This window comes from Streptomyces sp. 150FB, assembly GCF_000818195.1.
Taxonomy (GTDB): Bacteria; Actinomycetota; Actinomycetes; order Streptomycetales; family Streptomycetaceae; genus Streptomyces.
In genome coordinates this window covers 5,978,443-6,004,806 of record NZ_JTHL01000001.1, presented here as the reverse complement: position 1 = coordinate 6,004,806, position 26,364 = coordinate 5,978,443, and the positions used below count along the sequence as shown (strand labels likewise).

Annotated in this window: 24 protein-coding genes; 12 read left to right on the top strand and 12 right to left on the bottom strand. The window is 69.9% G+C overall.

The genetic code is table 11. The annotated features are described in order from the left end of the window. Nucleotides 1–191: 191 nt before the first annotated feature. Entirely contained in the window at nucleotides 192–1,337 is a 1,146-nt protein-coding gene (locus QR77_RS25935; RefSeq protein ID WP_040024485.1) for an adenosine deaminase, read from the bottom strand. Between the two features lie 193 nt (nucleotides 1,338–1,530). On the opposite strand from QR77_RS25935, the gene QR77_RS25930 reads away from it, so the two are divergent. Then, nucleotides 1,531–2,259 carry a dienelactone hydrolase family protein gene (locus tag QR77_RS25930; RefSeq protein ID WP_052489713.1) on the top strand — a complete coding sequence of 243 codons (729 nt, stop codon included), beginning with the start codon at nucleotides 1,531–1,533 and terminating at the stop codon, nucleotides 2,257–2,259. Nucleotides 2,260–2,352: 93 nt separating this feature from the next. Beyond that, entirely contained in the window at nucleotides 2,353–3,831 is a 1,479-nt protein-coding gene (locus QR77_RS25925; RefSeq protein ID WP_040024483.1) for an FGGY family carbohydrate kinase, read from the top strand. A gap of 18 nt (nucleotides 3,832–3,849) precedes the next feature. On the opposite strand, the gene QR77_RS25920 is transcribed toward QR77_RS25925, so the two are convergent. Continuing rightward, nucleotides 3,850–4,824 (bottom strand): LysR family transcriptional regulator, encoded by a 975-nt coding sequence (locus QR77_RS25920; RefSeq protein WP_040024482.1) that lies wholly within the window; start codon nucleotides 4,822–4,824, stop codon nucleotides 3,850–3,852. 62 nt (nucleotides 4,825–4,886) lie between these two features. Here QR77_RS25920 and QR77_RS25915 point away from each other — a divergent pair, with 62 nt between their 5' ends. The 6 genes from QR77_RS25915 to QR77_RS25890 all read left to right on the top strand — a co-directional run bounded on the left by QR77_RS25915 (nucleotide 4,887) and on the right by QR77_RS25890 (nucleotide 11,098). Continuing rightward, complete coding sequence (locus QR77_RS25915; RefSeq protein WP_040024481.1) at nucleotides 4,887–6,203, top strand: MFS transporter; 1,317 nt, start codon at nucleotides 4,887–4,889, stop codon at nucleotides 6,201–6,203. Nucleotides 6,204–6,308: 105 nt separating this feature from the next. Then, nucleotides 6,309–7,292, top strand: a complete 984-nt coding sequence (locus tag QR77_RS25910) for a sigma-70 family RNA polymerase sigma factor (protein WP_040024480.1) — start codon at nucleotides 6,309–6,311, stop codon at nucleotides 7,290–7,292. Beyond that, entirely contained in the window at nucleotides 7,289–7,519 is a 231-nt protein-coding gene (locus QR77_RS25905; protein ID WP_040024478.1) for a hypothetical protein, read from the top strand. The genes QR77_RS25910 and QR77_RS25905 overlap by 4 nt, the downstream gene beginning before the upstream one ends. Before the next feature lie 169 nt (nucleotides 7,520–7,688). Then, nucleotides 7,689–8,423 (top strand): TetR/AcrR family transcriptional regulator, encoded by a 735-nt coding sequence (locus tag QR77_RS25900; protein WP_236710816.1) that lies wholly within the window; start codon nucleotides 7,689–7,691, stop codon nucleotides 8,421–8,423. A 210-nt stretch (nucleotides 8,424–8,633) separates the two neighbouring features. Continuing rightward, a complete protein-coding gene (locus QR77_RS25895; RefSeq protein WP_040024477.1) occupies nucleotides 8,634–9,899 on the top strand; it encodes an NAD(P)-binding domain-containing protein in 1,266 nt (421 codons plus the stop codon). Next, nucleotides 9,899–11,098, top strand: coding sequence for a cytochrome P450 (locus QR77_RS25890; RefSeq protein ID WP_236710815.1), 1,200 nt, complete (start codon nucleotides 9,899–9,901; stop codon nucleotides 11,096–11,098). Before QR77_RS25895 ends, QR77_RS25890 begins: the two co-directional genes overlap by 1 nt. A 98-nt stretch (nucleotides 11,099–11,196) precedes the next feature. On the opposite strand, the gene QR77_RS25885 is transcribed toward QR77_RS25890, so the two are convergent. Further along, entirely contained in the window at nucleotides 11,197–11,493 is a 297-nt protein-coding gene (locus tag QR77_RS25885) for an STAS domain-containing protein (protein ID WP_236710814.1), read from the bottom strand. Between the two features lie 91 nt (nucleotides 11,494–11,584). Here QR77_RS25885 and QR77_RS25880 point away from each other — a divergent pair, with 91 nt between their 5' ends. After that, nucleotides 11,585–12,265 (top strand): HAD family phosphatase, encoded by a 681-nt coding sequence (locus QR77_RS25880; RefSeq protein ID WP_173476350.1) that lies wholly within the window; start codon nucleotides 11,585–11,587, stop codon nucleotides 12,263–12,265. Here QR77_RS25880 and QR77_RS25875 read toward each other — a convergent pair. The 8 genes from QR77_RS25875 to QR77_RS25840 all read right to left on the bottom strand — a co-directional run bounded on the left by QR77_RS25875 (nucleotide 12,258) and on the right by QR77_RS25840 (nucleotide 21,508). Continuing rightward, nucleotides 12,258–12,848 (bottom strand): Uma2 family endonuclease, encoded by a 591-nt coding sequence (locus QR77_RS25875; RefSeq protein ID WP_040024475.1) that lies wholly within the window; start codon nucleotides 12,846–12,848, stop codon nucleotides 12,258–12,260. The two genes, QR77_RS25880 and QR77_RS25875, sit on opposite strands and share 8 nt — an antisense overlap. A 107-nt stretch (nucleotides 12,849–12,955) precedes the next feature. Continuing rightward, nucleotides 12,956–14,242, bottom strand: a complete 1,287-nt coding sequence (locus QR77_RS25870; protein ID WP_040024473.1) for a thymidine phosphorylase — start codon at nucleotides 14,240–14,242, stop codon at nucleotides 12,956–12,958. A gap of 86 nt (nucleotides 14,243–14,328) precedes the next feature. Next, nucleotides 14,329–14,781, bottom strand: coding sequence for a cytidine deaminase (locus QR77_RS25865; RefSeq protein WP_052489062.1), 453 nt, complete (start codon nucleotides 14,779–14,781; stop codon nucleotides 14,329–14,331). Then, complete coding sequence (locus QR77_RS25860; RefSeq protein ID WP_040024472.1) at nucleotides 14,778–16,070, bottom strand: ABC transporter permease; 1,293 nt, start codon at nucleotides 16,068–16,070, stop codon at nucleotides 14,778–14,780. Before QR77_RS25860 ends, QR77_RS25865 begins: the two co-directional genes overlap by 4 nt. Then, the gene (locus QR77_RS25855) at nucleotides 16,070–17,203 is read right to left on the bottom strand and encodes an ABC transporter permease (protein ID WP_040024471.1); all 1,134 of its coding nucleotides are present in this window, start codon (nucleotides 17,201–17,203) and stop codon (nucleotides 16,070–16,072) included. Before QR77_RS25855 ends, QR77_RS25860 begins: the two co-directional genes overlap by 1 nt. Then, on the bottom strand, nucleotides 17,200–18,777 hold the full coding sequence (locus tag QR77_RS25850) for an ABC transporter ATP-binding protein (protein ID WP_236710813.1): 1,578 nt from the start codon (nucleotides 18,775–18,777) through the stop codon (nucleotides 17,200–17,202). The genes QR77_RS25855 and QR77_RS25850 overlap by 4 nt, the downstream gene beginning before the upstream one ends. A gap of 238 nt (nucleotides 18,778–19,015) precedes the next feature. After that, a complete protein-coding gene (locus QR77_RS25845; protein WP_040024469.1) occupies nucleotides 19,016–20,071 on the bottom strand; it encodes a BMP family ABC transporter substrate-binding protein in 1,056 nt (351 codons plus the stop codon). A gap of 138 nt (nucleotides 20,072–20,209) precedes the next feature. Further along, nucleotides 20,210–21,508, bottom strand: a complete 1,299-nt coding sequence (locus QR77_RS25840) for an amidohydrolase (RefSeq protein ID WP_078877132.1) — start codon at nucleotides 21,506–21,508, stop codon at nucleotides 20,210–20,212. 426 nt (nucleotides 21,509–21,934) lie between these two features. Between QR77_RS25840 and QR77_RS25835 the strand changes: the two genes are divergently transcribed. Beyond that, the gene (locus QR77_RS25835; protein ID WP_236710811.1) at nucleotides 21,935–23,278 is read left to right on the top strand and encodes an ATP-binding protein; all 1,344 of its coding nucleotides are present in this window, start codon (nucleotides 21,935–21,937) and stop codon (nucleotides 23,276–23,278) included. Between the two features lie 31 nt (nucleotides 23,279–23,309). After that, complete coding sequence (locus tag QR77_RS25830) at nucleotides 23,310–23,873, top strand: RloB family protein (RefSeq protein ID WP_236710810.1); 564 nt, start codon at nucleotides 23,310–23,312, stop codon at nucleotides 23,871–23,873. A gap of 73 nt (nucleotides 23,874–23,946) precedes the next feature. On the opposite strand, the gene QR77_RS25825 is transcribed toward QR77_RS25830, so the two are convergent. Continuing rightward, complete coding sequence (locus QR77_RS25825) at nucleotides 23,947–25,230, bottom strand: MFS transporter (protein ID WP_078877130.1); 1,284 nt, start codon at nucleotides 25,228–25,230, stop codon at nucleotides 23,947–23,949. 95 nt (nucleotides 25,231–25,325) lie between these two features. On the opposite strand from QR77_RS25825, the gene QR77_RS25820 reads away from it, so the two are divergent. Then, nucleotides 25,326–26,207, top strand: a complete 882-nt coding sequence (locus tag QR77_RS25820; RefSeq protein WP_040024468.1) for a winged helix-turn-helix transcriptional regulator — start codon at nucleotides 25,326–25,328, stop codon at nucleotides 26,205–26,207. Nucleotides 26,208–26,364 lie beyond the last annotated feature (157 nt).

Below are 26,364 nucleotides of genomic sequence, written 5' to 3'. Positions count from 1 at the left end.
AAGGCGGCGCCGAGAGCGGCGACACCGAGGGTCCTGGCGGCGGACTTCTTCATGGGGGATTTCGTCCTTGGGGAGGGGAATGATGCGAGCGGCTCTGCAAGTTAGCCAGCCGCACGCCCCGCCCGCAAACACCTGGAAGCGACGGGAAATTTGTGTTCCCGTCGGCTTCCGGGTCGGTGTGATGGGCTGACTCAGGAATGGTTCTCGCTGGTCACAGCGGTCTGCTTGAACAGCCATTCGGATTTCAACTCGGCATATCCAGGCTTGATCACATCATTGATCATGGCGAGTCGTTCATCGAAAGGAATGAATGCTGATTTCATCGCATTGACTGTGAACCACTGCATGTCATCGAGTGTGTAGTCGAACGTATCGACCAGCAGCTCGAATTCACGGCTCATGCTCGTACCGCTCATCAAGCGGTTGTCCGTATTGACCGTGGCGCGGAAGTGCAGCCGGCGCAGCAGGCCGATGGGGTGCTCGCGGTACGAGGCGGCGGCGCCGGTCTGGAGGTTGGAGCTGGGGCACAGCTCCAGCGGGATGCGCTTGTCCCGTACGTACGCGGCGAGCCGCCCGAGCGTCACCGTGCCGTCCTCAGCCACCACGATGTCGTCGATGATCCGCACGCCGTGGCCGAGCCGGTCGGCGCCGCACCACTGGAGCGCCTGCCAGATCGAGGGCAGCCCGAAGGCCTCGCCGGCGTGGATGGTGAAGTGGTTGTTCTCCCGCTTGAGGTACTCGAAGGCGTCGAGGTGCCGGGTGGGCGGGAAGCCGGCCTCGGCGCCCGCGATGTCGAAGCCCACCACGCCCGAGTCGCGGAAGCTGTTGGCGAGTTCGGCGATCTCCAGGGCGCGGGCCGCGTGCCGCATCGCGGTGAGCAGGGCGCCCACGCGGATCCGGTTGCCGCTCTCGCGGGCGCGCCGCTCACCTTCGCGGAAGCCCTCGTTGACGGCCTCGACGACCTCTTCGAGGGCGAGACCGCCCTCCAGGTGCTGCTCGGGCGCGTACCGCACCTCGGCGTAGACGACGCCGTCGGCCGCGAGATCCTCCGCGCATTCGGCGGCCACCCGGAAGAGCGCGTCGCGCGTCTGCATGACGGCGCAGGTGTGCGCGAAGGTCTCCAGATAGCGCTCCAGCGAGCCGGAGTCGGCCGCCTCGCGGAACCAGAGGCCGAGTTTGTCGGACTCGTGCTCGGGAAGGCCCTCGTAGCCCGTCTCGCGGGCGAGGTCAATGATCGTCCCCGGCCTGAGCCCACCGTCGAGGTGGTCGTGGAGAAGCACCTTGGGGGCGCGGCGGATCTGGTCGGCGGTCGGCGGACGGTAGGTCTGGCTCGTCATTCACGCACTCTAACGCCTACGCGCGTAGATCGTCGGGTGCCGATACGTAACAGTGATCGCGCGGAGGGGTGGAGTACACCTGTCCTTCTGAGACTGTTCTGCTATGGGACAGCATCCAGTTCCCGGCCGGGGAGAGCGCACTGCGGGCCAGGACCAGTCGACGGGCATACACGAAGCGGGGCCGGCGGCCCGGCTGGGGCGAGCGGTCGCCTCACTCACACCGGGAACAGCGGTCGGGGGTGTGGCCCTTGTCCTGCCGACAGGTGACGCCGTGTCAGCGCGCGGTCCCTCGTACCTCGCGACCGCGGCGGTACGGGCGCTCGCGCGGTCGCTGGCCAGAGCCGGTGCGCCGGAGGGAGTCGCCGTCCATGTCGTCCGCTACCGGGGCCGGGGGTGGAACGGTACGGACGCCCGCCTCGCCGCCGACGCCGAGTGGGCCGCCGAGGAGGTCGGACGGCGCTACGGCGACGTACCGGTGTGCTTCGTCGGGTTCGGGATGGGCGGCCGGGCCGCCCTGCACGCCGCCGGGCACACCGCGGTCAACTCCGTGATGGCGCTGGCCCCTTGGCTGCCCGAGGACGACATGGCGCTCTCGCCCGAGCCGGTGAAGCAACTGACAGGGCGCCAGGTCCTCATCGTGCACGGCACCAACGACGCCCGTAACGATCCGGAGCTCTCCTACCGGCTGGCGGAGCGTGCCAAGAAGGTCAACCGCGACACCTGCCGCTTCGAGGTGCACTCCGACGGCCACTCCCTGCGCCAGCACCACAGCGAAGTCCGCGCCCTGGCAACGGACTTCGTCCTCGGGGCGCTGCTCCCCCGGTCCTACTCGCGGCCGGTGGCCGACGCGCTGGCGGCGCCTCCGCCGCTGGGGCTGCGGATGCCGCTGGCGGCGGGATTCGGGCGGTCACTGCGGCCGTAGGCTCCCGCGTACGCGGGCTGTCTCCCGCCGCCGTATGCCCGTGTCCGGCCCTGTCCGCTTGACCGCGAAATCGATTCTTGCGAGCGTGCCGCCATGCCTCGCAACGCGGTCATCGGTGTCGACATCGGCACGTCGAGCAGCAAGGGCGTCCTCGTCGGCCTGGACGGGGCGCTCCTGCGCTCGGCCGTACGGGAACACACCGCCGAGCGGCCGGGCCCCGGCCGCTTCGAGATGGAAGCCGGGCTCTGGTGGCGGGAGTTCACCGAGCTGACCCGGGAGCTGACGGCCGAGCCCGACACCGCCGTGGTGGCGGTCGGCGTCAGCGGCATGGGCCCCTGCGTCCTGCTGACGGACGAGGACGACGTACCGCTGCGCCCCGCGATCCTGTACGGCGTCGACACCCGCTCCGTACCGCAGATCGAGCGGCTGGAGCGTCGGCTCGGTGCCCGGGAGATCATGGCCCGGGGCGGTTCCGCCCTGACCACCCAGGCGGCCGGGCCCAAGATCGCCTGGATCGCCGAGGAGGAGCCCGCCCGCTACGCCCGCGCGCGCCGCCTCTACATGCCGAGCTCCTGGCTGGTGCGCGCGCTCACCGGCGCCTATGTGCTCGACCACCACTCGGCCAGCCAGTGCACGCCGCTGTACGACACGGCCGCCCGCGACTGGTACGCGCCCTGGGCCGCCGAGGTCGCGCCCGGCATCGACCTGCCACCGCTGCGCTGGTCGGGCGAGCAGGCCGGTGCGGTCACCGCCGAGGCCGCGCGCGAGACCAACCTGCCCGCCGGCATCCCCGTCACCACCGGCACCATCGACGCCTGGGCCGAGGCACTGAGTGTCGGCGCGCAGAACACCGGCGATCTGATGCTGATGTACGGCACCACCATGTTCCTGATCCACACCGTGCCTGAGGCGCTCACCAGCCCGTCGCTCTGGGGCACCGTCGGCGCGCTGCCTGACACCCGTAACCTCGCGGGCGGGATGGCCACCTCGGGCGCGGTGACCGACTGGCTGCGGGACCTGTCCGGCGCCGCCGACCACACCGAACTGCTGCGCCTGGCCGCGGAGTCGGGGCCGGGCGCGAACGGTCTGCTGATGCTCCCCTACTTCTCGGGGGAGCGCACACCGGTCATGGACCCGGAAGCGCGCGGTGTCATCGCCGGCCTCACCCTGTCCCACACGCGCGGCGATCTGTACCGGTCGGCGCTGGAAGCCACCGGGTTCGGCGTACGCCACAACATCGAGGTCATCGAGGAGGCGGGCGGCGACATCCGGCGTGTCGTGGCGGTCGGCGGCGGTACGCGGGGGCCGCTCTGGACGCAGATCGTCTCCGACATCACGGGCCGGGAGCAGGAGTTGCGCTCCACGACCATCGGCGCGAGCTACGGCGGGGCGCTCCTGGCGGCCGGGCTCGTGGGCGAGGCGCGGATCGACGACTGGAACCCCGTACGCGCGACGGTGTCGCCCCGGCCCGAACACGCCGCGCGATACGCCGAGTTGTACGCGCTCTACCGGAGGCTCTACCCGGCGACGGCGGAGACCGTGCACGCGCTGGCGGCGCTACAGGAGCGCTGACAACCCCGCGAGGAGCCGTCAGTCCGCGAGGAGTTGCCCCCGGCGCGAGAGCAGGAACCGCTTGAACGCGGCCACCGGCGGGGTGTCGGGGTGGCCGTCCAGCCACGCGAGGCCGATCTCACGGACCGCGCGCGGCGCTGTGACGGTCAGCTCGACCACCCCGGGCCGCGCCACCGCCGGTGGCGGCAGCAGCGCGACACCGAGCCCGGCGGCGACCAGGCCGCGCAGCGTCTCCGCCTCCTCGCCCTCGAAGGCGACGCGCGGTTTGAAGCCGGCCAGCGCGCAGAGGTCGTCGGTGATGCGGCGCAGCCCGTAGCCGGGTTCGAGCGTGACGAAGCTTTCGTCGGCGGCCTCGGCGAGGCGTACGCGCTTGCGCCCGGCGAGCCGGTGGTCGTCGGGGACGACGAGCCGCAGCCGCTGTTCGTCGACCCTGCGCGCCACGAGGTCGGGCGCTTCGGGCACCGGCGAGGTCAGGCAGAGGTCCAGATCGCCCGCCCTGAGGCGCTCGATCATCGCCTCGCCGTAGTTCTGGACGAGTTGGAAGCGCACCCGCGGATGGTCCGCGCGGAAGGCCCTGATCAGCGCGGGTACGGTCTCCGAGCCCATGGTGTGCAGGAAGCCGAAGGCGACCTTGCCCGAGGTCGGGTCGGCGTCGGCCCGCACGGATTCGGCGGCCCGCTCGACCCCGGCGAGAGCGCGTTCGACCGAGGCGAGGAACGTATGCCCGGCGGGGGTGAGGGAGACCGTACGGCCCTTGCGGGCGAACAGCGCGACGCCCAGGTCCTGTTCGAGCCTGACCATCGCACGCGAGAGCGTGGACTGCGGGACGTTCATGTCCTGCGCGGCGCGGGTGACGTGCTCGTGACGGGCCACGCCGGCGAAGTACGCGAGGCGCGGCGCGAGTACGGCCGACCACGACTCGGGGTCCAGCGCGAGGTCTTCTGTGTCACTGTTCCATGACATCCGCGCCTGTGATCTCCGCTCATGCTCCATGGGAACGATTATCGCCATTCCATGCATTGGACGCATGAACGCGGGCTCCTTACGTTCATTGCATGTCCTCTGTCAGTACCGAGGCGTCCACCACCCCGGGCGCCTCCGCCGTACCGTCCGCACAGCCGTCACCCCAGCCGTCACCTGAGCCCGCGCCTCAGCCCTCACCCCGAGAGCCGGCCGCCGCGTCCCTGTTGTCCCCCGGCCGGCCCGGCTACCGCCGGATGAGCCTCGCCCTCTTCGCCGCCGGGGTCGCGACCTTCGCCCTCCTCTACTCCACCCAGGCCCTGCTGCCGGCCGTCTCCACGGGCCTCGGCGTGAGCGCGAGCCAGGCGAGCTGGACGGTGTCGGCGGCGACCGGCGCGCTGGCGGTGTTCGTACTGCCGCTGAGCGCGCTGTCCGAGCGGTTCGGCCGCCGCACCCTGATGACCGCCTCGCTGGCGGTCGCCGTGGGTGTCGGGTTGCTGGTCCCGTTCGCGCCGGATCTGACGTGGCTGGTGGCGCTGCGCGCCGTACAGGGCGCGGCGCTCGCCGGGCTCCCCGCTTCGGCGATGGCGTTCCTCGCCGAGGAGATCAAGCCGAAGGCGCTGGTCGCGGCGATAGGCTTGTTTGTCGCGGGCAACAGCATCGGCGGCATGAGCGGCCGTATCCTCACCGGCTGGGTCGCCCAGTTGTGGGGCTGGCGGGCCGCGCTGGCCGCCGTGGGAGTACTGGCCCTGGTGTGCGCGGTCGTCTTCCGCGCGATGCTCCCGCCCGCACGGAACTTCCAGCCGCGTCCGCTGAGCCTGAAGGGGCTCGCGAGGACCGTCGGCGGCCATCTCTCCGATCCGCTGCTGCTGCGGCTGTACGCGATCGGCGCGCTCTTCATGACGGTGTTCGGTGCCGTCTACACCGTGATCGGCTACCGGCTGGTCGAGGCGCCTTTCAGCCTCCCGCAGGGGGTCGTCGGCTCGATCTTCCTGGTCTACCTGGTCGGTACGGTCTCCTCGGCCGCCGCAGGGAAGCTCGTGGCCCGGCTGGGGCGGCGCGGCGCGCTGTATCTGGCGGTCGGTACGACGACGGCGGGCCTGCTGCTGTCGGTGGCCGACGCGCTGGTCCTCGTACTGCTGGGCCTGGTCCTGATCACGGCCGGTTTCTTCGCGGGCCACGCGGTCGCCTCGTCGTCGGTGAGCCGTACGGCGAAGACGGGCCGCGCGCAGGCGTCGGCGCTCTACCAGTCCGCGTACTACGTGGGCAGCAGCGCGGGCGGCACACTCGGCGCCGTCGCCTTCCACGCGGGAGGATGGGAGGCGACGGTGCTGCTGGGGCTGGTCGCCGTGCTCGGCGTCGCCTCGGTGACGCTGTACGGAACCCACGCGGCGCGCGCGGCGAGCCGCTGAGGCCCCTACCTCACCGGGGTGGAAAGCGCTAACGCGAACGCGATTGTCAGTGGGCTGCTGTAGCTTCCGGAGAACTGGTTCCAAGGGGGCAACAGGGGTGACCCGATGAGTGATCTGGTGACGACAGAGGATCTGGATTCCCGGCTGGAGAAACACCGGACGGAGCTGACCGGCTACTGCTACCGCATGCTGGGCTCCGCCTTCGAGGCCGAGGACGCCGTGCAGGACACGATGGTGCGCGCGTGGCGCAGCTTCGAGAAGTTCGAGGGCCGCTCCTCGCTGAGGTCGTGGCTGTACCGCATCGCGACGAATGTGTGCCTGGACATGCTGAACGCCGGCAATCGCCGCGCCCGCCCGATGGACCTGAGCGGGCCGACGCCGGTGGCGCGGGCCCAGCTCAGCGCCCGCCCCGAGGTCACCTGGCTGGAGCCCGTGCCGGACGGCAGGGTGCTGCCCTCGGTGACGGACCCCGCCGAGCGTGCGGTGGAGCGCGAGACGATCCGGCTGGCGTTCATGGCCGCCCTCCAGCACCTTCCGCCGAAGCAGCGCGCTGTGCTGATCCTGCGCGAGGTGCTCGCGTGGAAGGCGAGCGAGGTCGCCGAGCTGCTCGAATCGTCGGTCGCCTCGGTGAACAGCGCCCTTCAGCGCGCGCGGGCCACGCTCGCCGAGTCCGAGCCGGCGGCCACGGACACGGCGAACCCGCTGGACGAGGAGCAGAAAGAGCTGCTCGAACGGTATGTGGCGGCTTTCGAGGGCTACGACATGAAGGCGCTGACCGCTCTCCTCCACGAGGACGCCACGCTCTCCATGCCGCCGTACGACCTGTGGCTCCAGGGCCACGACAACATCGTGGGCTGGATGCTGGGCGTCGGTTCGGTCTGCCGCGATTCGCGGCTCATCCCGACGGTCGCGAACGGCTCACCGGCCTTCGCCCACTACCACCCGGCGGAGGACGGCAACGGCCATACGCCGTGGGCGCTGATGGTCATCGAGATCGTCGACGGCCGGATCACGGGAATCAACTCCTTCCTGGACACCGACCGCTGGTTCCCGCTGTTCGGCCTGCCACCACGGCTGGAGAAGGAGTGAGAATCCGCAGGAGCGCGGTGATCACCTGGGCGGCGCTGATGGTGACGGGGTACGGGGCGACGGTGTTCCTGGGCGAACCGAAGGCGCTGGACTCACCGCGCAGGGCGGGGCCGGCGGCCCCGACCGCGTCAGCGTCCCCATCCCCATCTCTGTCGCTGCCGGACTGCCCCCAGCCCACCGAGGCAGGCTCACCGATGGTCCTCTGCGCCTACAGCGTCTCCCGGTAGGGCACGGTCCCGGCCGTCGGCGTTGACGTTGGCGTTGACGTTGACGTCGGCCAGGACCGTGGACCGTACGAGCCGCCGGGGAAAAGCGAACGGCGGCTACTGTCACCGGGGCGGTGCACGACCGTGGACGCCGCCCGCCGGAGTCGTCGACATGGGCAGGATGGGTGGCGTGGACACAGGGATCGGTACGCCGGGGCACGCCCGGCGTCGAAACCGCAGAGGCCAGGGGGAAGCGCTGCGGCGGGAGATCCTCGACGCGGTCAATCGGCTGCTCATGAAGGAGGGAAGTGCGGAGAAGCTCACCATCCGGGCCGTCGCCCAGGAAGTGGGGGTCGCCGCCCCGAGCATCTACCTGCACTTCTCGGACAAGACCGAGCTGATCTGGACGGCCCTGTCCGACAAGTACGCGCAGTTGGCCGACGTGCTGCGCGCGGCCGACGAGAGTGTCGCGGCCGAGGGCGCGCGGACGCGGCTGCGAGCCCAGGTGCACGCGTACTGCCGCTTCGCCATGGCCCACCCGGGGCACTACCAGTTGATGTACCAGGTGCGTCAGCCCGCTGTCGACGCCAGCCGGATCGGCCTGCACCCCGCGCGGATGGTTTCCGGCTCCCTCCGGGCCGCTGTCGCCCGGTGCGCGGACGCCGGCTGCTCGCTCGCCCTGCCGGTGGAACAGTTGGCGACGACGCTGTGGAGCGGACTGCACGGGTCTGTGGCTCTTTCCCAGACCATTTTCTCCGACGCATCCACCGAACAGTTCGTGCTGGACATGGCCGATGGTCTGCTCGACTCGCTGATCACGCCCCAGGACGCCGGGGCCGGTGCCCCGAGGGAGCCCGAGGAGACCCCGGCCTCCCGGCGCATCAAGGCCATGCTCGCGCCGACGGAAGCGGACTCCGCGCGCTGATCGGCGCTTGTGGCGCCCATCGCCCGGCAGCGCCAATGCCATTGAGCCACCCACGACTTCGGGACTGGACGTACGACCGGTCGGGGTCTAACGTCCGTAACTGAACTTAGTTAGGTGACTGGGGCAATCATTGCCCCGCCGTCCGTTGGAGGTCGCCATGAAGATTTCCCTGGATGCGGTGTGTCCGGCCGCCGCCATCGAGGTGCGGGCGTGAGCGCCCCGCTCACGGCAGGCGTGGTGGGGCTGGGCATGATCGGCGGCGGCGTCGCCGTCAGCCTGGCCCGCTCCGGCCGTACACCGGTCGTCCACGACATCCGTTCCGACGCCGCCGAGACCCTGGACGGCGTACCGAACCCCCTCGGATCACCCGCCGACGTGGCCCGCGACAGCGACGTGATCATGGTCGCCGTCGTCGACGCCGACCAGGCCCGCGCCGTCGTCACCGGTCCCGAGGGGCTGCTGAGCACGGCCCGTCCCGGCGCGACGGTGGTCCTGCTGAGCACCGTCGCTCTGCCCGTGGTCCATGAATTGGCCGCCGCGTGCCGCGACGCGGATGTCCGGTTCCTGGACTGTGGCGTGACGCCCGGCGACAAGGCGGCCGACCACGGTATGGTGGCCATCGTCGGCGGTGCGGCGGACGACGTCGAACACGTCCGTCCGGTCCTGGCGGACTGGGCCAAGCAGGTCGTGCACTGCGGCCCGGTCGGCGCCGGTATGGCCACCAAGATCGCCCGTAACGTCATCACCTACGGCAGTTGGCGCACCGCGGCCGAGGCCGCCGCCCTGTGCTCCGCCGCCGGCGTCGACCCGACCACTCTGACCACCGTCATCGACGCCGCCGACCCCGAAGGCAGCACCCTCCTCCAGCTTCTGCGCATGCGCGCCGAAGGCAGCCTCACCCCCGAGCTGCACCGGCAGATCGCCACCCTCATGGTCAAGGATCTCGACGCGGCCCTCTCACTCGCCGGTGAGCTGGAGGTCGGCCTGCCCGCGACCGGCGTGGCACGGAACCACGTTGCCGACACCCTCGGCCCCGGCGGCGAGGAGCGGACCGGCGATGACGCCCTGACGGAGACGCCCGCCGACACCCCGTCCGGCCGGCGCGAACGGGGGCTGGCAGTCATGGAGGAGGTCTACGGGCCCGCCGTACGCGAAAGCGCCGGTGCGCTCGACACCCCCTTCACCGAACAGACGGTGGACTACCTCTTCGGCGAGGTCTGGGACCGCCCCGGACTGTCCGTCCGCGACCGCCGCCTGCTCACCCTCGGCGTCGCCGCCGCCACCGGCCGGTCCGACCTGATCCGTATCCAGGCCGCCGGCGCGCTGAACAGCGCCGACTTCACCCCCGGCCAGCTCGACGAGGCCGTGTTGCACCTGGCCCTGTACGTCGGCTGGTGCAACGCCACCGCTGTCCACCAGGGCGTCGCCGAAGCGCTCGACGACCATGCCCGTACCTCCTCCCCCAAGGAGAAGTAGTGACCGAGACCCTGCCCGACATGCCCGTGCTGCGCCCCACCCTGCTCGACCCGCCCGCCGAGTACCACCAGTTGCGTGAGGACGAGCCCGTCACCCGCGTCCGCTTCCCCAACGGGTCGGCCGGCTGGCTCGTGACCCGCTTCGAAGAGGGCAGCAAGGTCTTCGCCGACCCCCGCCTGAGCGCCCGCCGCCCCCGCCACGACGTGCCCGCCGAAGAGGGCGCGGAGGAGGCGCCGTTCAACCCGACGTTCGTCATGATGGACGAACCCGACCACGGCCTCTACCGCCGCCTGCTCACCGGCCGCTTCACGCCCAAGTCCGTGGCCCAGCGCCTCCAGCCCTACATCGACCGCATCGTGGACGAGCACCTCGACGCGATCGCCGCGGGCCCCGAAACCTTCGACCTGGTCGAAGCACTCGCGCTGCCCATCCCCTGCCTCGTCATCTGCGAGCTGCTCGGCGTCCCCTACGCCGACCGGGACGGCTTCCACCACGCCACCGAGGCCATGATGGACGTATCGGGTTCCCGCGAGGAACGCGCCGCGGGGGCCAAGTGGCTCATCGACTACATCACCCGGCTCGTCGCCACGAAACGACGGACGGGCGACACCGAAGGGCTGCTCGCCGACCTCATCGCCATCGCGGACCAGGAAGACTCCTTCCTCTCCGAGGACGAACTCATCGGCATGGGCGTGCTGCTGCTGTTCGCCGGACACGACACCACAGCGGCGATGCTCGGCCTGTCGGCGCTCACCCTGCTCACCCACCCCCAGCAGCGCCAAGACCTCGTCGAGCACCCGGAGAAGACCGGCCCGGCCGTCGAGGAACTCCTGCGGTATCTGACCATCGTGCAGTTCGGCCTCGGCCGTGTGGCCCTCGAAGACGTCGAGATCGGCGGCAAGCACATCGCCAAGGGCGACCTCGTTGTCGTCGCCATGCCCGCCGCCAACCGCGACCCCCGCGTCTTCGACAACCCCGACACCCCGGACTTCGACCGCGGCATGATCCGCCACATCGCCTTCGGCTACGGCGTCCACCAGTGCCTCGGCCAGAACGTCGCCCGAGCCGAACTCAAAACCGTCCTCCCGCGACTCTTCACCCGCTTCCCCGACCTCCGCCTCGCCGTGCCCGAGAGCGAGGTCCCCATGGACACCTACGGCACCAACTACGCCGTGAAGAAGCTCCTGGTCACTCGCTGACACCGCTGACTCCCTGGGCCCCCGCCACGTGGCATCAGGAGCGCCCGACCTGGTATCGAGGTCGGGCGCTCCTTCCTCGCGCACAGCGAGCAGACTCTTCAGGGCCTCGCTTCCTCGGCGAGGACCGACAGGCCCACCAGGCCCAGCAGCAGGTGCAGCTCCCGGTCCGCGCCGCGCAGGCGGAGACGCAAACCGTGGCGGCGGGCGGTGAGGTGCAGTCTGGCCAGCGTATTGACGGCGACCAGATCCGGGCGGACCAGTCCCCCGACATCACAGATCGCCTCCCCGATCGCACCTGTGCCGTCGGCGGCACCCCTCGTGGTGATCTGTACGGTCAGCTCCTCGCACAGGCGTGCCGTATCGGCCATGGCCAGCCGGCCCCTGACGACAAGCACGATCGGTTCCGTGGCGTCCACAACCACTGAGACCGATCGCACGGCCGGAACTCATCGCAGCGGCTCCGACACAGCCAGTACGCTGCCTGGCATGACCCCTGCCCCCGTCGAATTGGTGATCTTCGACTGCGACGGTGTTCTCGTGGACAGCGAGCCCCTGGCCCTCCGGGTGAACGCCGAGGTGTTCAGCACGCTGGGCTGTCATTTCAGCGAGGCGGAGATGGTCGAGCGATTCGTCGGCTGCTCGACGGAGGCGTTTCACCAGATGGTCGAGGAGCGGTTGGGCCGCCCTCTGGAGAAGGACTGGCACCTGCCGTTCGTGCCGCTGTACGAGGCGGCGCTCGCCGCCGAGTTGACGGTGATCGAGGGAGTGGTCGACGTGCTGGACGCCCTCGACGGCCTCGGCACGCCGTTCTGTCTCGCCTCGAACAACAGCCACAACGGCATCCGCAGGAACCTGACCACCACCGGCCTCTACGAACGCTTCATGGGCCGCGCCTTCTGCGCCTCCGACGTCTCCCGGGGCAAGCCGGCCCCCGATCTCTTCCTGCACGCCGCCCGCACGATGGGTGTCGACCCGGCGCGCTGCGTCGTGGTGGAGGACAGCCTGCACGGCGTGGAGGCGGCCCGCGCCGCCGGGATGCGGGTGTACGGATACTGCGGAGGCCTGACGGCCGCGCACCGGCTGGCGGGCCCCGGCACGGTGGTCTTCGACGCCATGCGTGACCTGCCGAAACTGCTGGCCGGGGGCGGGGAACCGGCCGTCAGTTGACCGGGAACTCGGCGGTGCCGATCGGCAGGTCGAAGGGCGCGGGGAGGGTCAGTTTCTCGCCGTACTCGATGGAGTCGAGGATGCGGTATGTGCCCCCTGCGGGCTCACCGTAGAGCGTCGCGGTCGGACGACCCGAGCGCCAGGGGTCGAGCAGCAGGTACAACGGGACTCCCGCTCCCGCGTATCCGTGAAGCTTCTTGATCCGGTCGTGGTTGGCGTTGCTCTGCGAGGTGATCTCAACGACGAGCAGTGCCTCGTCCGCGGGAACGTGATACCCAGGGCCAGTCACTGCGGTTCGCGGCAGAACGGCGACATCCGGAACGAAAAGCCCCTGGCGGCCCGGTGCCGACAGCCCAAGTCTCTGGAAGACTCCGCAGTCCTCCGGGATGACGCCGTAAAGGCGGCGCTGCAACAACGCTGCGGTGAGACTGTGATTCTTCGACGGCAGCGAGGCCACAGTGACGATCCCCTCGATGATCTCCACCTTGCAGCCCTCGGGCGCGTCCGTGCCTTCCCAGATTCGGACCAGTTCGTCCCAGCCCTGCCCAAGGGAGTCATCAGGGTCAACGGCGTTTGTGTTCACGGCGGTCTCCGGTGGTCTTCCCGTCAGTACGCCACCGATCCCAGCACGCGGGAACGGGACCGGTGGCCGTCCACCGATCCCGTTCACCTGAATGGGTAACCCGCAGGTCAGGCGATACGTTCCAGCACCACCGGGGTCGCCCTGAACGCCGCATCCGGTGTTCCCGCCGGTGCGATCTCGTACGCGTCCGCCAGTGCCTCCGTCGCGTAGCCGAACTTGTCCGGGGTGTCCGTGTGCAGGGTCAGCAGCGGTTCGCCGGCCCGGACGACATCGCCCGGCTTCGCGTGCAGTTCGATGCCCGCACCCGCCTGGACCGGGTCCTCCTTGCGCGCGCGGCCCGCGCCGAGGCGCCAGGCGGACACGCCGATGTCGTACGCGTCCAGGCGGGTCAGGACGCCCGAGACGGGGGCCGTGATCACCTGGCGTTCGGGCGCCACCGGCAGTGCCGCGTCCGGGTCGCCGCCCTGTGCCGCGATCATGCGGCGCCAGACGTCCATCGCCGAGCCGTTCGCCAGCGCCTCCCGGGGGTCGGCGTCCGGCAGGCCCGCCGCGTCCAGCATCTCCCGGGCCAGGGCGAGGGTCAGCTCGACGACATCGGCCGGGCCGCCGCCCGCCAGGACCTCGACGGACTCGCGTACCTCCAGGGCGTTGCCCGCCGTGCGGCCCAGCGGGGTCGCCATGTCGGTGAGCAGTGCGACCGTACGTACGCCGTGGTCGTTGCCCAACTCCACCATGGTCGCCGCCAGTTCGCGGGCGTCCTCGACGGTCTTCATGAAGGCGCCCGAGCCCGCCTTCACGTCGAGGACGAGCGATCCCGTCCCCTCGGCGATCTTCTTCGACATGATCGAGGAGGCGATCAGCGGGATCGACTCGACGGTGCCGGTGACATCGCGCAGCGCGTACAGCTTCTTGTCGGCGGGCGCGAGGCCGTCGCCCGCCGCGCAGATCACCGCGCCCGTGGTGTCGAGTACGTGCAGCATCTCGGCGTTGGAGAGCGCCGCCCGCCAGCCCTTGATCGACTCCAGCTTGTCGAGCGTGCCCCCGGTGTGGCCGAGGCCGCGCCCGCTGAGCTGCGGTACGGCGGCCCCGCACGCGGCGACCAGCGGCGCCAGCGGCAGGGTGATCTTGTCGCCGACACCGCCCGTCGAGTGCTTGTCAGCCGTGGGGCGGGACAGCGCCGAGAAGTCCATCCGCTCGCCCGACGCGATCATGGCGGCGGTCCAGCGGGCGATCTCCGTACGGTTCATGCCGTTGAGCAGGATCGCCATCGCGAGGGCCGACATCTGCTCGTCGGCGACGTCGCCGCGCGTGTAGGCGTCGATCACCCAGTCGATCTGCGCGGCGCTCAGCTCGCCCCTGTCCCGCTTCGTGCGGATGACGGAGATGACGTCCATGACGGTCCTTACCTTTGTCACAGTGCCTGTGTGCCTGTGTACGTGTATGCCTGTGTACGTGTGGGCCTGTGTGCCTGTGTGGTCGGTCAGTTGAGGTGTTGCGGGCCGAACGCCTGCGGCAGCATCTCGTCCAGGGTGCGGAAGCCCGCCGGGGTCTCGAGGACCAGCGCGGGGCCGCCGAACTCGTACAGCAACTGCCGGCAGCGGCCGCACGGCACCAGTACATCGCCCGCGCCGTCGACGCAGGTGAAGTGGGTGAGCCGGCCGCCGCCGCCCAGCCGCAGCGCGGAGACGAGTCCGCACTCGGCGCACAGGCCGAGTCCGTACGACGCGTTCTCCACGTTGCAGCCGGTGACCGTGCGGCCGTCGTCGACGAGTGCGGCGGCGCCCACCGGGTAGCCCGAATAGGGGGCGTACGCATGCGCCATCGCGTCCCGCGCCGCCGCTCGCAGCGCCTCCCAGTCCACCGTCGCCGGAGGCCCCGCCGCCGGGTCCGCCGGGTCCGCCGGGTCCGCCGAGTCCGCCGGGGTGTCCGTCATTGCCCTTGTCCCTTGCGATAGCGCAAGCCGTCGGCCTTGGGCATCCGCAGCCGTTGCGCGGAGAGCGAGAGCACGAGCAGCGTCACGACGTACGGGGTCGCGCCCACGAAGTCCTCGGGCACGGTGTCGGTCACCAAGTACCACACCAGGACGATCGCGGCCACGACCGCGCTCGCCACGGCCTGCCACACCGCCCTGCGGTACGCCTTCCACGCGGCCAGCAGCACCAGCAGCACCACGAGCAGGAGCAGCAGCGCGTGCACGATCTCGCCGCCGTTGCGCAACTGGAGCGCGTCGGAGAAGCCGAAGAGTCCGGCGCCCATGGCGAGTCCGCCGGGCCGCCAGTTGCCGAAGATCATCGCGGCAAGGCCGATGTAGCCACGCCCGCCGGTCTGGCCTTCGAGGTAGGTGTGCGCGGGGACCATGGTCAGGAAGGCGCCGCCGAAACCGGCGAGACCACCCGATATGGCGACGGCCGCGTACTTGTACGAGTAGACGTTGACGCCCAGCGACTCGGCGGCGATCGGGTTCTCACCGCAGGAGCGCAGCCGCAGTCCGAACGAGGTCTTCCACAGCAGCAGCCAGGTGCCGACGAACAGCAGCAGCGCGAGGATCGTCAGGATCGACAGGTCGGTGAAGAGCCCGCCGACGATGCCGGCGATGTCCGAGATCAGGAACCAGTGGTGGTTCGCCAGCGAGGTGAGGCCGCTGGAGACACCCGGGATCGAGTAGTCGGGCAGCGAGCCCATGGCCGGGGACGACTTGGGGTTGCCGCCCGCCTCGATCGCCTTGCCCGAGTTGAAGAAGAGCTTGGCGAGGTACTGCGTGACACCGAGGGCGAGCAGGTTGATGGCCACACCGGAGACGATGTGGTCGACGCCGAAGGTGACGGTCACCACCGCGTGCAGCAGTCCGCCCAGCACGCCGAAGCCGATGCCGGCGAGCAGGCCCAGCCAGGGGCTGGTCTGCCAGCCGATCCAGCCGGCCCCGAAGGTGCCGAGGATCATCATGCCTTCGAGGCCGATGTTGACGACACCGGCCCGCTCGGACCAGAGTCCGGCGAGTCCCGCGAGGCCGATCGGTACGGCGAGGCCGAGGGCGGCGCTGACCTGGCCGACGGAGTCGAGCTGGTCCGAGCCGGTCAGCATCCGTACGGCGGAGACGAGGACCAGCGCGCCCGCGATGATCAGCAGGATCTGTGCGAAGGTCAGCCTGCGGCCGCCCCTGCGCGGGGTGGCCTGCGCCTTGGGCGTGGTGGGAGGAGGCGTTGCGGTCGTCGTGGCGGTCATCACGCCACCTCCTGCTTCTCGGTCGTGGCGGCTGCGGGCCGTGCTGCGGCCAGTTCGGCGCCTACGCGCTGCTGCTGGCGCTTGAGGCCGTAACGGCGTACGAGTTCGTAGGCGATGACGACGCACAGGACGATCACGCCCTGGATGACGCCGAGGATCTCCTTGTCGTAACCGATGAGTTCAAGGTGGTTGGTGGTGCGTTCCAGATAGCCCCAGAGGAGCGCGGCGAGTGCGATGCCGATGGGGTTGTTGCGGCCGAGGAGCGCGATGGCGATGCCGGTGAAGCCGACTCCCAGCGGGAAGTTGTTGCTGAAGGCGTGGCTGTCGTTGAGCAGGGTCGGCATGCCGACCAGTCCCGCGGTGGCGCCGGACAGCAGCATGCTGGTGACGACGACCTTCTTGACGCTGACACCGCTGGCAGCGGCGGCCGGCTCGGACCGGCCGACGGCGCGCAGGTCGTAGCCGAAGCGCGTACGGCCGAGGATGAACCAGTACGCGACGCCCGCGACGGCGGCGAGGACGATGAAGCCCCACAGTTGGCCGGCCGGGCCCATGTCCAGGGTGAAGAACCACGAGGACTCGGGCAGGGACTTGGTGGAGACGAGGGTGCCCGCGTCGTCGAGCTGGCCGAGCTTGCCGGGCTGGAGCAGATAGCCGATGATCGCGGTCGCGATCGAGTTGAGCATGATCGTCGAGATGACCTCGCTGACCCCGCGCGAGGTCTTGAGGATGCCGGCGATGCCGGACCACATGGCGCCGACGAGCATCGCGACGATGATGACGACGGGGATCTGGATGATGCCGGGCAGGTGCAGCGAGCCGCCCACGACGGCAGCGACGAAGGCGGCGATACGGTACTGCCCGTCGACCCCGATGTTGAACAGGTTCATCCGGAAGCCGATGGCCACGGCCACGCCGGCGAGGTAGTACGTGGTCGCCTTGTTGAGGATGTAGACCTGGCTGTCGCTGGCCGAGCCGTACGACAGCATGTCGTTGAACGCGTCGATGGGGTTCTTGCCGGTGGCGAGGATGATCAGCGCGGTGATGACCAGCGCGGCGATCACCGCCAGTACGGGTGCGGCGATCGCGAGGAGCAGGCGCTCCTTGTCGAGTCGCGCGGTGAGCTTCTTCATCGGTCCTCCTCCCCCGTTCCGGCCGGCGCTTCGAGGTGGCCGGCGGCGGCGCCCGTCATGGCGGATCCCAGTTCTTCGGGGGTGATCGTGGCGGGGTCGGCGTCGGCGACCAGGCGGCCCCGGTACATCACCCGCAGGGAGTCGGACAGGCCGATCAGCTCGTCGAGGTCGGCGGAGATCAGCAGGACGGCGAGCCCTTCGCGGCGGGCCTCGCGGATCTGGTCCCAGATCTGCGCCTGCGCGCCGACGTCCACACCCCGGGTGGGGTGTGCGGCGATGAGGAGTTTGGGGCTGTGGCTCATCTCGCGGCCGACGATCAGCTTCTGCTGGTTGCCGCCGGAGAGCGAGGCCGCCGTGACGTCGATACCGGGGGTGCGTACGTCGTACTCGCGCACGATCCGTTCGGTGTCGAGGCGGGCGGCCCGGCCGTCGATCAGGCCGTGCCGGGAGTTGGGCGGCTCGGTGACATGGCCGAGCATGCGGTTCTCCCAGAGCGGGGCTTCCAGCAGCAGGCCGTGGCGGTGGCGGTCCTCGGGGATGTAGCCGATGCCGCTCTCGCGCCGCTTGCGGGTGGGGAGGTGCGAGATGTCGGTGGAGTCGAGGGTGATCGACCCGCCGTCCGGGTCCCGCATGCCCATGACCGCTTCGACGAGTTCGGCCTGCCCGTTGCCCTCGACGCCCGCGATGCCCAGCACTTCGCCCTTGTGGATGACGAAGCTGATGCCGGCGAGGACGTCGCGTACGGCGCCGTCGGCGTCGGCGGCGGTCAGCTTCAGGTCCTGGACGGTGAGCGCGGGGGTGCCGGTGACGGTGGACTCGTGCGTGCCCGGGGAGGGCAGTTGGCTGCCGACCATCAGCTCGGCGAGCTGCCGGGTGGTGGTCGTGCCCGGGTCGGCGGTGCCGACCGTCGTACCGCGGCGGATGACCGTGATCTCGTCGGCGACCGTGAGCACCTCGCCGAGCTTGTGGGAGATGAAGATGACGGTCAGGCCCTCGGCCTTGAGGCCCCGCAGGTTGTCGAAGAGCGCCTCGACCTCCTGCGGTACGAGGACGGCCGTGGGCTCGTCGAGGATGAGCGTACGGGCGCCCCGGTAGAGGACCTTGAGGATCTCGACGCGCTGGCGGTCGGCGACCCCGAGTTCCTCGACGACGGCGTCGGGGCGTACGCCGAGGCCGTACGCGTCGGAGATCTCCCGGACCTTGGCGCGGGCCCTGGCGCCGATGCCGTACAGCTTCTCGCTGCCGAGCACGACGTTCTCCAGGACGGTGAGGTACTCGGCCAGCATGAAGTGCTGGTGCACCATGCCGATGCCGTGCGCTATCGCGTCCGCCGGGCTGCCGAGGACAACCTGCTGTCCGTCGACGGCGATGGTCCCCTCGTCCGGCTTCTGCATGCCGTAGAGGATTTTCATCAGGGTCGACTTGCCGGCGCCGTTCTCACCGCAGAGGGCGTGGACGGTGCCTCTGCGGACGGTGATGTCGATGTCGCTGTTGGCGATGACACCCGGGAAGCGTTTGGTGATGCCGCGCAGTTCGACGGCGGGAGGGACGTCGGACGGGACCGCGGGAGGCACGGCCGACGGGGCGGCGGGCGGACTGGACGCGTTGATGGCGCACTCACCTCGGAGGGAAGGAGCGGTGGGGCGGGGGGCGTTCGGTGACGCTAGCGCGTCAACTCATGCCTACGCGCGTAGAGTTGACACATCGTTATTGGGCCCGGTGGAAGAGGGGGAGCCCCTCCTCCACCGGGCCCGGACGCATCGACGGCCGCGGGTTTCCTGCCCCCGTACGCCGCCGGATCGCGGGTGGCCCTTACGGGGTGGTCGCGACCTTGATCGTACCGTCGACGATCTTCTTCTTGGCCGCGTCGAGCTGCGGCTGGATGTCCTTGATGAAGCCGCCGCTGGTGGTCAGGGAGACACCGCCCTTGGCGAGCGAGTACGTCTGGGTGCCGGTGAGCGGGGCGCCGTCCTTGACGGACTTGATCAGATCGTAGACACCGCCGTCGACGTTCTTGACGACGGACGTCAGGATCGCGCTCTTGTACTGAGCGAGCTGCGGCTGCTCGTACTGGTCGGAGTCGACCCCTATCGCCCACGCGCCCTTGACGCCGTGGACGGCCTCGATGGCGCCGTTGCCGGAGGAGCCCGCCGCCGTGTAGATGACGTCGGCGCCGTTGTCGAGCATGCCCTGCGCCGCCGCCTGGCCCTTGTCGGGGCTGGCGAAGCCGGACGTGTCGGAGCCGTGCGACAGGTACTGGGTGTCGACCTTGATGCCCGGCTTGGTGTCCTTGACGCCCTGCTTGTAACCGGCCTCGAACTTCTTGATCAGCACCGAGTCCTGGCCGCCGATGAAGCCGACGTGCTTCTTCTTGGTCTTCAGCGCCGCCGCCACACCGGCGAGGTAGGAGCTCTGCTCCTCGGTGAAGACCATGTTGTCGACGTTCTTCGCGTTGACGACGGCGTCGACGATTCCGAAGGTCGTGTCCGGGTACTGCTTCGCCGCCTTCTCCATGGAAGGGGCGTAGGTGAAGCCGATGCCGATGACCGGGTTGTAGCCGGCCTCGGCGAGCTGGGAGAGCCGGTCGAGGCGGTCGGCCTCGGTGTCGGTGGTCTTGGCGGTCAACTCCTTGACCTCGCCACCGAACTCCTTCTTCGCCTTGTCCATGCCGCGAGCGGCGGAGTCGTTGAAGGAGTGGTCGCCACGGCCGCCCACGTCGTAGGCGACACCGACCTTGACGTCACCCTTCGCCGAGCTGGACGCGCTGTCCTTGGCCTTGTCGGCCGACGTGCTGCCACACGCGGTGGCAGACATTGCGAGCGCGGCGGAGGCGATTCCCGCCGCTGCGATCTTCGTTACCCGGCGCAAGAGGGTGGTCCCTTCGACCTGACCGAAGCGCCTCTTCCGGCGCTGGTTTCGCGGCGATCGTAACGCGCGTAGATGTCAGATAAAGGCCCGTACGGAAGCTGTTATCGGATCGTCGCGAACGGGAGGTGTCCTGGCCGGTTACAAACGGTTTCCGTCGAGCAACGCGGCGCCAGTGAACAGCTCCACACCGACCTTGATCGCGCTCTCGTCGACATCGAAATCACCACGATGCAGGTCATAACGGGCAGGGTCGCCGGGGGTCTTGACGCCGAGCCTCGCCATCGCTCCGGGGACCGTCTCCAGGTACCAGGAGAAGTCCTCGCCGCCGAGACTCTGTTCGGTGTCCTCAATCGCATGCGATCCGAGGCGCGCGGTCTGGGCGTCGCGCAGCAGCTCGGTCGCGCCCTGGTCGTTGACGACCGGCGGCACCCCGCGTACGTACGTGATCTGCGACTTGGCGCCGTGCAGCGCCGCCACCTCGTCGATCACCGCGTGGATCAGGTCGGGCGCCTCGTGCCAGGCGGCCAGGTCGAGGCAGCGGACGGTACCGGACAGCTCGGCGTGCTGCGGGATCACATTGGGCGCGTGCCCGGCGTCGATCCGGCCCCAGGTCACGGCGAGGCCGGACCGGGTGTCGACCCGGCGGGCCAGCACGGCCGGCACATCGGTGGCCACCCGGGCGACCGCCGTCACCAGGTCCGTGGTCAGGTGCGGGCGGGCTGTGTGGCCGCCGGGCCCGTCGAGGGCGATATCCAGCCGGTCGCAGGCCGACGTGATGGGGCCGACCCGCAGCCCGACCTTCCCGGCGTCGACCTTGGGGTCGCAGTGCAGCGCGATGATCCTGCCGACGCCCTCCAGCGCCCCGGAGGTGATCGCGTGTCCGGCGCCGCCGGGCATCATCTCCTCGGCGGGCTGGAAGATCAGCCGTACGGGCCGGGGCAGCAGCCCCTGCCGGTCGAGGTCGGCGAGGACGAGACCGGCACCGAGGACGGTGGTGGTGTGCACGTCGTGCCCGCACGCGTGCGTGCGGTCCGGCACGGTGGAGCGGTAGGGCACGGTCTTGGTGTCGGGGATGGGCAGCGCGTCGAGGTCGGCGCGGATCGCCAGCAGCGGGCGCACCCCGTCCCAGGTCCCGATGTCGCAGATGACGCCGGTCCCGGAGTCGAGTACGCGCGGCGCGAGCCCGGCCTGCTCCAGGCGGCCCTTGACCAGCGCGGTGGCGCGGAACTCCTCGTTCCCCAGCTCGGGGTGCATGTGCATGTCCCGGCGGAACGCGATCAGCTCGCTGAGCAGCTCCGGGGAGAGCCCGCCGGGCAGGGCGGGCGGCGTGGGCAGGGCGGGTGCCTCGCCGTTCGGAGTGACCTGTCGGCCCGGGGCCCCTGCCCCGGGCGGGTTCTGCTCCGGTCCGTCTGACGCGTCTGACTCGTCGAGCGACATCAACTGGTTCACCTGCCGAACGTTATGCCTTGCCAGGATCAACGATGGCCGGATCCGTAAAATTTCAGCCACTCGGGCGCTGAAACCTGGCCTGGGGGTGCATGACTCTCTGTGGTTGTGGGTATACAGACGCCTTCCCCGGATCATGCTTCTCATGCCGGGTGCCCTCAGGGTTTCAGTCGGCAGGGCCGTCACGGTCCCGACAGCGGCCGCCCACGGACCAGCGCTTACCGGCCGACGGCCGGTGGGCCTACGCGACCCAGTGGCCGGCGGACGAAACGCGTCCCGTAAATATGGCAGCCGTGCGGGTTTTCCACGCAGATCGCCACGTACGGGTTAACGATCATTGCCGGGAGTCGTTTCGCGCGATTTACTGGCAGAGAAAGCAAAAGCGTGCAGCCGCAAGAGCGACTCTCAGGGTGGTGGATGTCGATGTTGTTGAGCTTCCGAGTGGCGAATCACCGCTCCATCCGTAAGGAACAACAGCTCAATCTTCACCCCGTCTACGACGCCGACCGGCCCGAGGAGACTCGCTGGGAGGCCGTGCCCGTCACCGGGATCTTCGGGGCCAACGCCTCGGGCAAGTCGAACCTGGTGGGCGCGCTCCAGTACATGGCCCGCATGGTGGTCTCCTCGCACCGGGACTCCGAACCGGACGGAGGGGTGGACCGCAATCCGTTCGTCCTCGACGCGGAGGCCAAGGGTGAGCCGTCCTGGTACGTGGTGGATCTGCTGCTCGACGGCACCCGCTACACCTACGGATTCAGCGTCGATGACGAGCGCGTCGTGGAGGAGTGGCTCGACAGTTACCCGAAGGGCAAGAAACGCGAGCTGTTCTCCCGCGCCGGTGACGATGTCACGCCGGGTGCGTCCCAGAAGCAGGGGCAACTCGCCCTGGTGGAGAGCATCACCGAACCCAATGTGCTGTTCCTGTCCCTGGCCGCCCGCTCGAAGCAGCAGGACTTCCGCCCGGTATACGACTGGTTCGCTCGCAAGCTCCAGTTCAGGAACCCCGGCAGTTCGAGCCTCCAGGGCATTTCCGCGATGCGCGCCCTGGAGGACGCCGGCCGGCACCCCGAGATCCTGGAGCTGCTGCGCGCGGCTGACCTCGGCATCGAGGAGTGCGGCACCGAACGCGTCCTGATGGACGAAGAGACCTTGCGTAAGCGCTTCGGGCCCCATATTCCGCGACGCACCCTCCTGGAACTGGAAGAGGAGGGCCCGCGCGAGATGGTCCGGCCGTGGATCGGCCACCGGGGGCGGGACGGCGTCGTGCAGATGGAGCTCCACGACGAATCCTCGGGCACCCAGGCCCTGCTCGGCCACGCGCCGCGCTTCCTCGCTGTTCTGAGGAAGGGGGGAACCTTCGTCGTGGACGAGATCGATTCAAGTCTCCACTCGCTGCTCACCGCCCGCCTGATCGACCTCTTCCAGAACCCGGCCACCAACCCCAAGGGCGCTCAGCTCGTCTTCACCACCCACGACGCGAGTCTGCTGGGCCGGGTGAGCGGCGAGGACATCCTCAAGCGGGACCAGGTGTGGTTCGTGGAGAAGGACTCCCACGGCGAGACGTCTCTCTACTCCCTCGCGGAATTCAAACCGCGCAAGGAGGAGAACCGTGAGCGCCGCTATCTGGGGGGCAGTTACGGCGGCATCCCGTTCATCGATGACAGTTTCGCCGGTGCTCTGGCGCAGCGAGGGGGACAGCGTGGTCAGGACGCCGAAACCGAGCGGCAGGAAGAGACCCCAGGGCCCCTCGCACGAAACTGACCTCAGCCGCCGGACCGACACCCGCGACAGCTTGGAGCGACTGCTGGTGGTCTGCGGGGCGGAGACCACCGAGAGCGACTATTTGAACGGCTTCAAGGCCGCCTTCAAGCGCCGGACGCTGTCGGTCCGCGTCACCGAGAAACCAGGATCGCCGTCCCAGGTGGTGCGGTACGCGGTCGACAAGTGGGGCGGCTCGGGCGGTGAATTCGACCAGGTGTGGTGCGTCGTGGACGTCGACGAGTTCGAGGACCTGGACCGCGCCCAGGCCCTCGCCCGGCGCGAGCACGTCGAACTCGCCGTCTCGAATCCGTGCTTCGAGTTGTGGCTCCTCCTGCACCACACGGACCACCGTGGCTGGGTGCCGAACTACCGGGCGCTCAAGCCCCTCCTCCAGAAGCACGCGGAAGTCCGCCCGGACAAGCGCGTCGACTTCCTGCGCGACTACGGCGGCGACCTGTGGGAGCGGGCCGTCTCACGGGCCCGGGAGCTGGCCCCCGAGGGCACGGAGCACGAGAGCAATCCGTCAACTCGTGTGTGGCGATTGGTTCTCACCATCAATGGGCAGTGCGGGCGGGACGCCTCAACGGCGGGGTGAACTCGCCAAGTCCCCTTTCCCGGCAGCGGGCGGGCAAGCCGCCGGGCGGTGAGTCCACGCGAGCCATTGGCTTTCATCCGGAAACCGCTGGGGAGACCAAGCTTCTCAATCGGCGCAGCGGGCTCGTCCAGAGTGCGAGCGGTGCCAGGAACGCGAGGGCGCACACCAGCCAGAGGGCGCCCCTGTTGCCCATCCAGAGGGCGGCGAGTCCGGCGGCCAGTGCGCCGAAGGGGACGGCGCCCCAGGAGACGAAGCGCACGGTGGCCATGACCCGGGGCAGCAGATCCGGGGGTGTCACCGTCTGCCGGTGGGTCCTGGTGAGGATGCTGAGTACGACGACCGCCGCGCCGAATCCCGTGTTGCCGAGGGCGAAGAGGACCAGTCCGGGGCCTCCCGTCGCCAGCGGCATGAGGATCGCGGTCAGCGCCCCGCCGAGCGAGGACCAGACGATCGCGCGGGCGCTGCCGATCCTGTTGGCCAGCCAGGTGGTCAGGGCCGCGCCGATCAGGCTGCCGAGCCCCTCGGTGGCGATGAGGACGCCGACCAGCCCCGGCGGCTGGTCGAGCGTACGTACGAGGAAGACCGGGATGAGCGCCGTCAGGCCCCCGCAGACGAAGTTGACGAGGGTCGCCGCCGCGACGCAGGGCCGGATCACCGGGTGGTGGGCCACGTACTGCCAGCCCTCCTTGATCAGCTCCAGGGCCGGCGGGCGGGGTCCTTCCTGGGCCTGGTGCCCGGCCCTCGGCAGGCTGTGCAGCAGCGCGGCCGAAACGACGTAACTGACGGCGTCGAGCAGGAGGCTCGCCGAGGCGCCGACCGTCTGTACCAGTACGCCGCCGAGGGACGGGCCGCCGAGCTGGGTGGCCGCGTTGGAGCCTGAGGTGAGGCTGTTGCGCGCGGTGAGTTCGTCCTTGTCGACGACGGAGGGGAGGAACGAGGCGTTCCCGACGTCGAACACCACGCTCGCGAGGCCGATCACCAGGGCGACGGCGACGAGCTGCGCCAGGCTCAGCACCCCGGCCATGGCGGCGACGGGTACGGACAGCACGGCGACCGCCCGTACGAGGTCCATGGCGACCTGCGTGCCGCGCAGCGGCAGGCGCTGGACGATCACTCCGGCCGGCAGGCCGATCACGATCCAGGCGGCGTAGCGGGCGGCGACGAGCAGGCTCACCTCGAAGGTCGTGGCCCCCAGCAGCCCCACGGCCACCAGCGGGAGGGCGACGGTGGTCACGGCGTCGCCGACGTTGCTGATCGTGGAGGCGGTCCAGTACCGCCAGAACTGTCCGGCCCTGCCCTTTCGGGTCGTCCGTGCGACGTCTTCGAGCCCGCTGTCCGTCGTCCCGGTGTCCGTCATCCCCGCCCCTGAGTACACCTGAGTGAGTTTCTTTTGGGAACTCACAGGAGGAGGTCACCATAGAATGGGGCTGTCGAACCGGGCAAGGGGATCGCATGCGCTACAGAGAAGTGCAGGACGCCGACTGCGCCATCGCGCAGGCGCTGGGGATCGTCGGGGACTGGTGGACGCTTCTGGTCATCCGTGACATCGCTGGCGGGGTCCACCAGTTCGACATGCTGCACGAGGAGATCGGGGTCAGCCGGAAGGTGCTGGCTCAGCGGCTGAAGTCTCTCGTCGCCGACGGGGTGGTGGAGAAGCGCCCGTACAACACCCGCCCGCTGCGCCACGAATACCACCTGACGGAGTCGGGCCGGGGTCTGCTGCCGGTGCTGGTGGCCCTCCAGGACTGGGGGACGCGCCATGTCATGGGGGACGGAAGCCTGACGGCGACGGGCGACCCCGGATCGCCGGAGACGCGCCGCGTGCACGGGCTCGTCGGCGCCACGATCCCGGCGCTGGCGCTCAGGAGTTCCGCGGGGGAGGCCACCGATCCGGTCGCCGGTACCCCGTGGACGGTGCTCTACTGCTTCCCCGGCGCGTACGCCCCCGACTCCCGCGCCTACCCGCCGGGTTGGGGCGACATCCCGGGAGCGCCCGGCTGCACGCTGGAGTCGCGCACGTACCGGGACCTGCTGCCGGAATTCACCGCGCGGGGCGCGACGGTGTACGGCGTGAGCACGCAACGCCCGGACCAGCTCACCGCGTTCGCCGATCATGAGAACGTCCAGTTCCCGCTGTTGTCCGACGCCCAGCTCGACCTGAGCGTGGCGCTGCGGCTGCCGACGTTCCGCGCGGCGGGCGTCGACCGGCTCAAGCGCCTGACGCTGCTGATCGATCCGGCCCGTACGGTACAGGGGGTCCTGTACCCGGTGCCCGATCCCGCGGGGTCGGTGGAGGACGCCCTCGCGCTGATCGACTCGGCCGGGGCGGCTTGAACCCCGAACTGATGACCCATCAGGGGCGTATCCCCTGTGCCCGGTCATCGACGTGTCGCTGAACACGCTCCGGATCCCCGTCCGCGTGTATGCGGTCTGCCTACACCACGCCACCGTGAAACTCAATCCCGTTCCCCAACCCGGGAATGGCCATCCG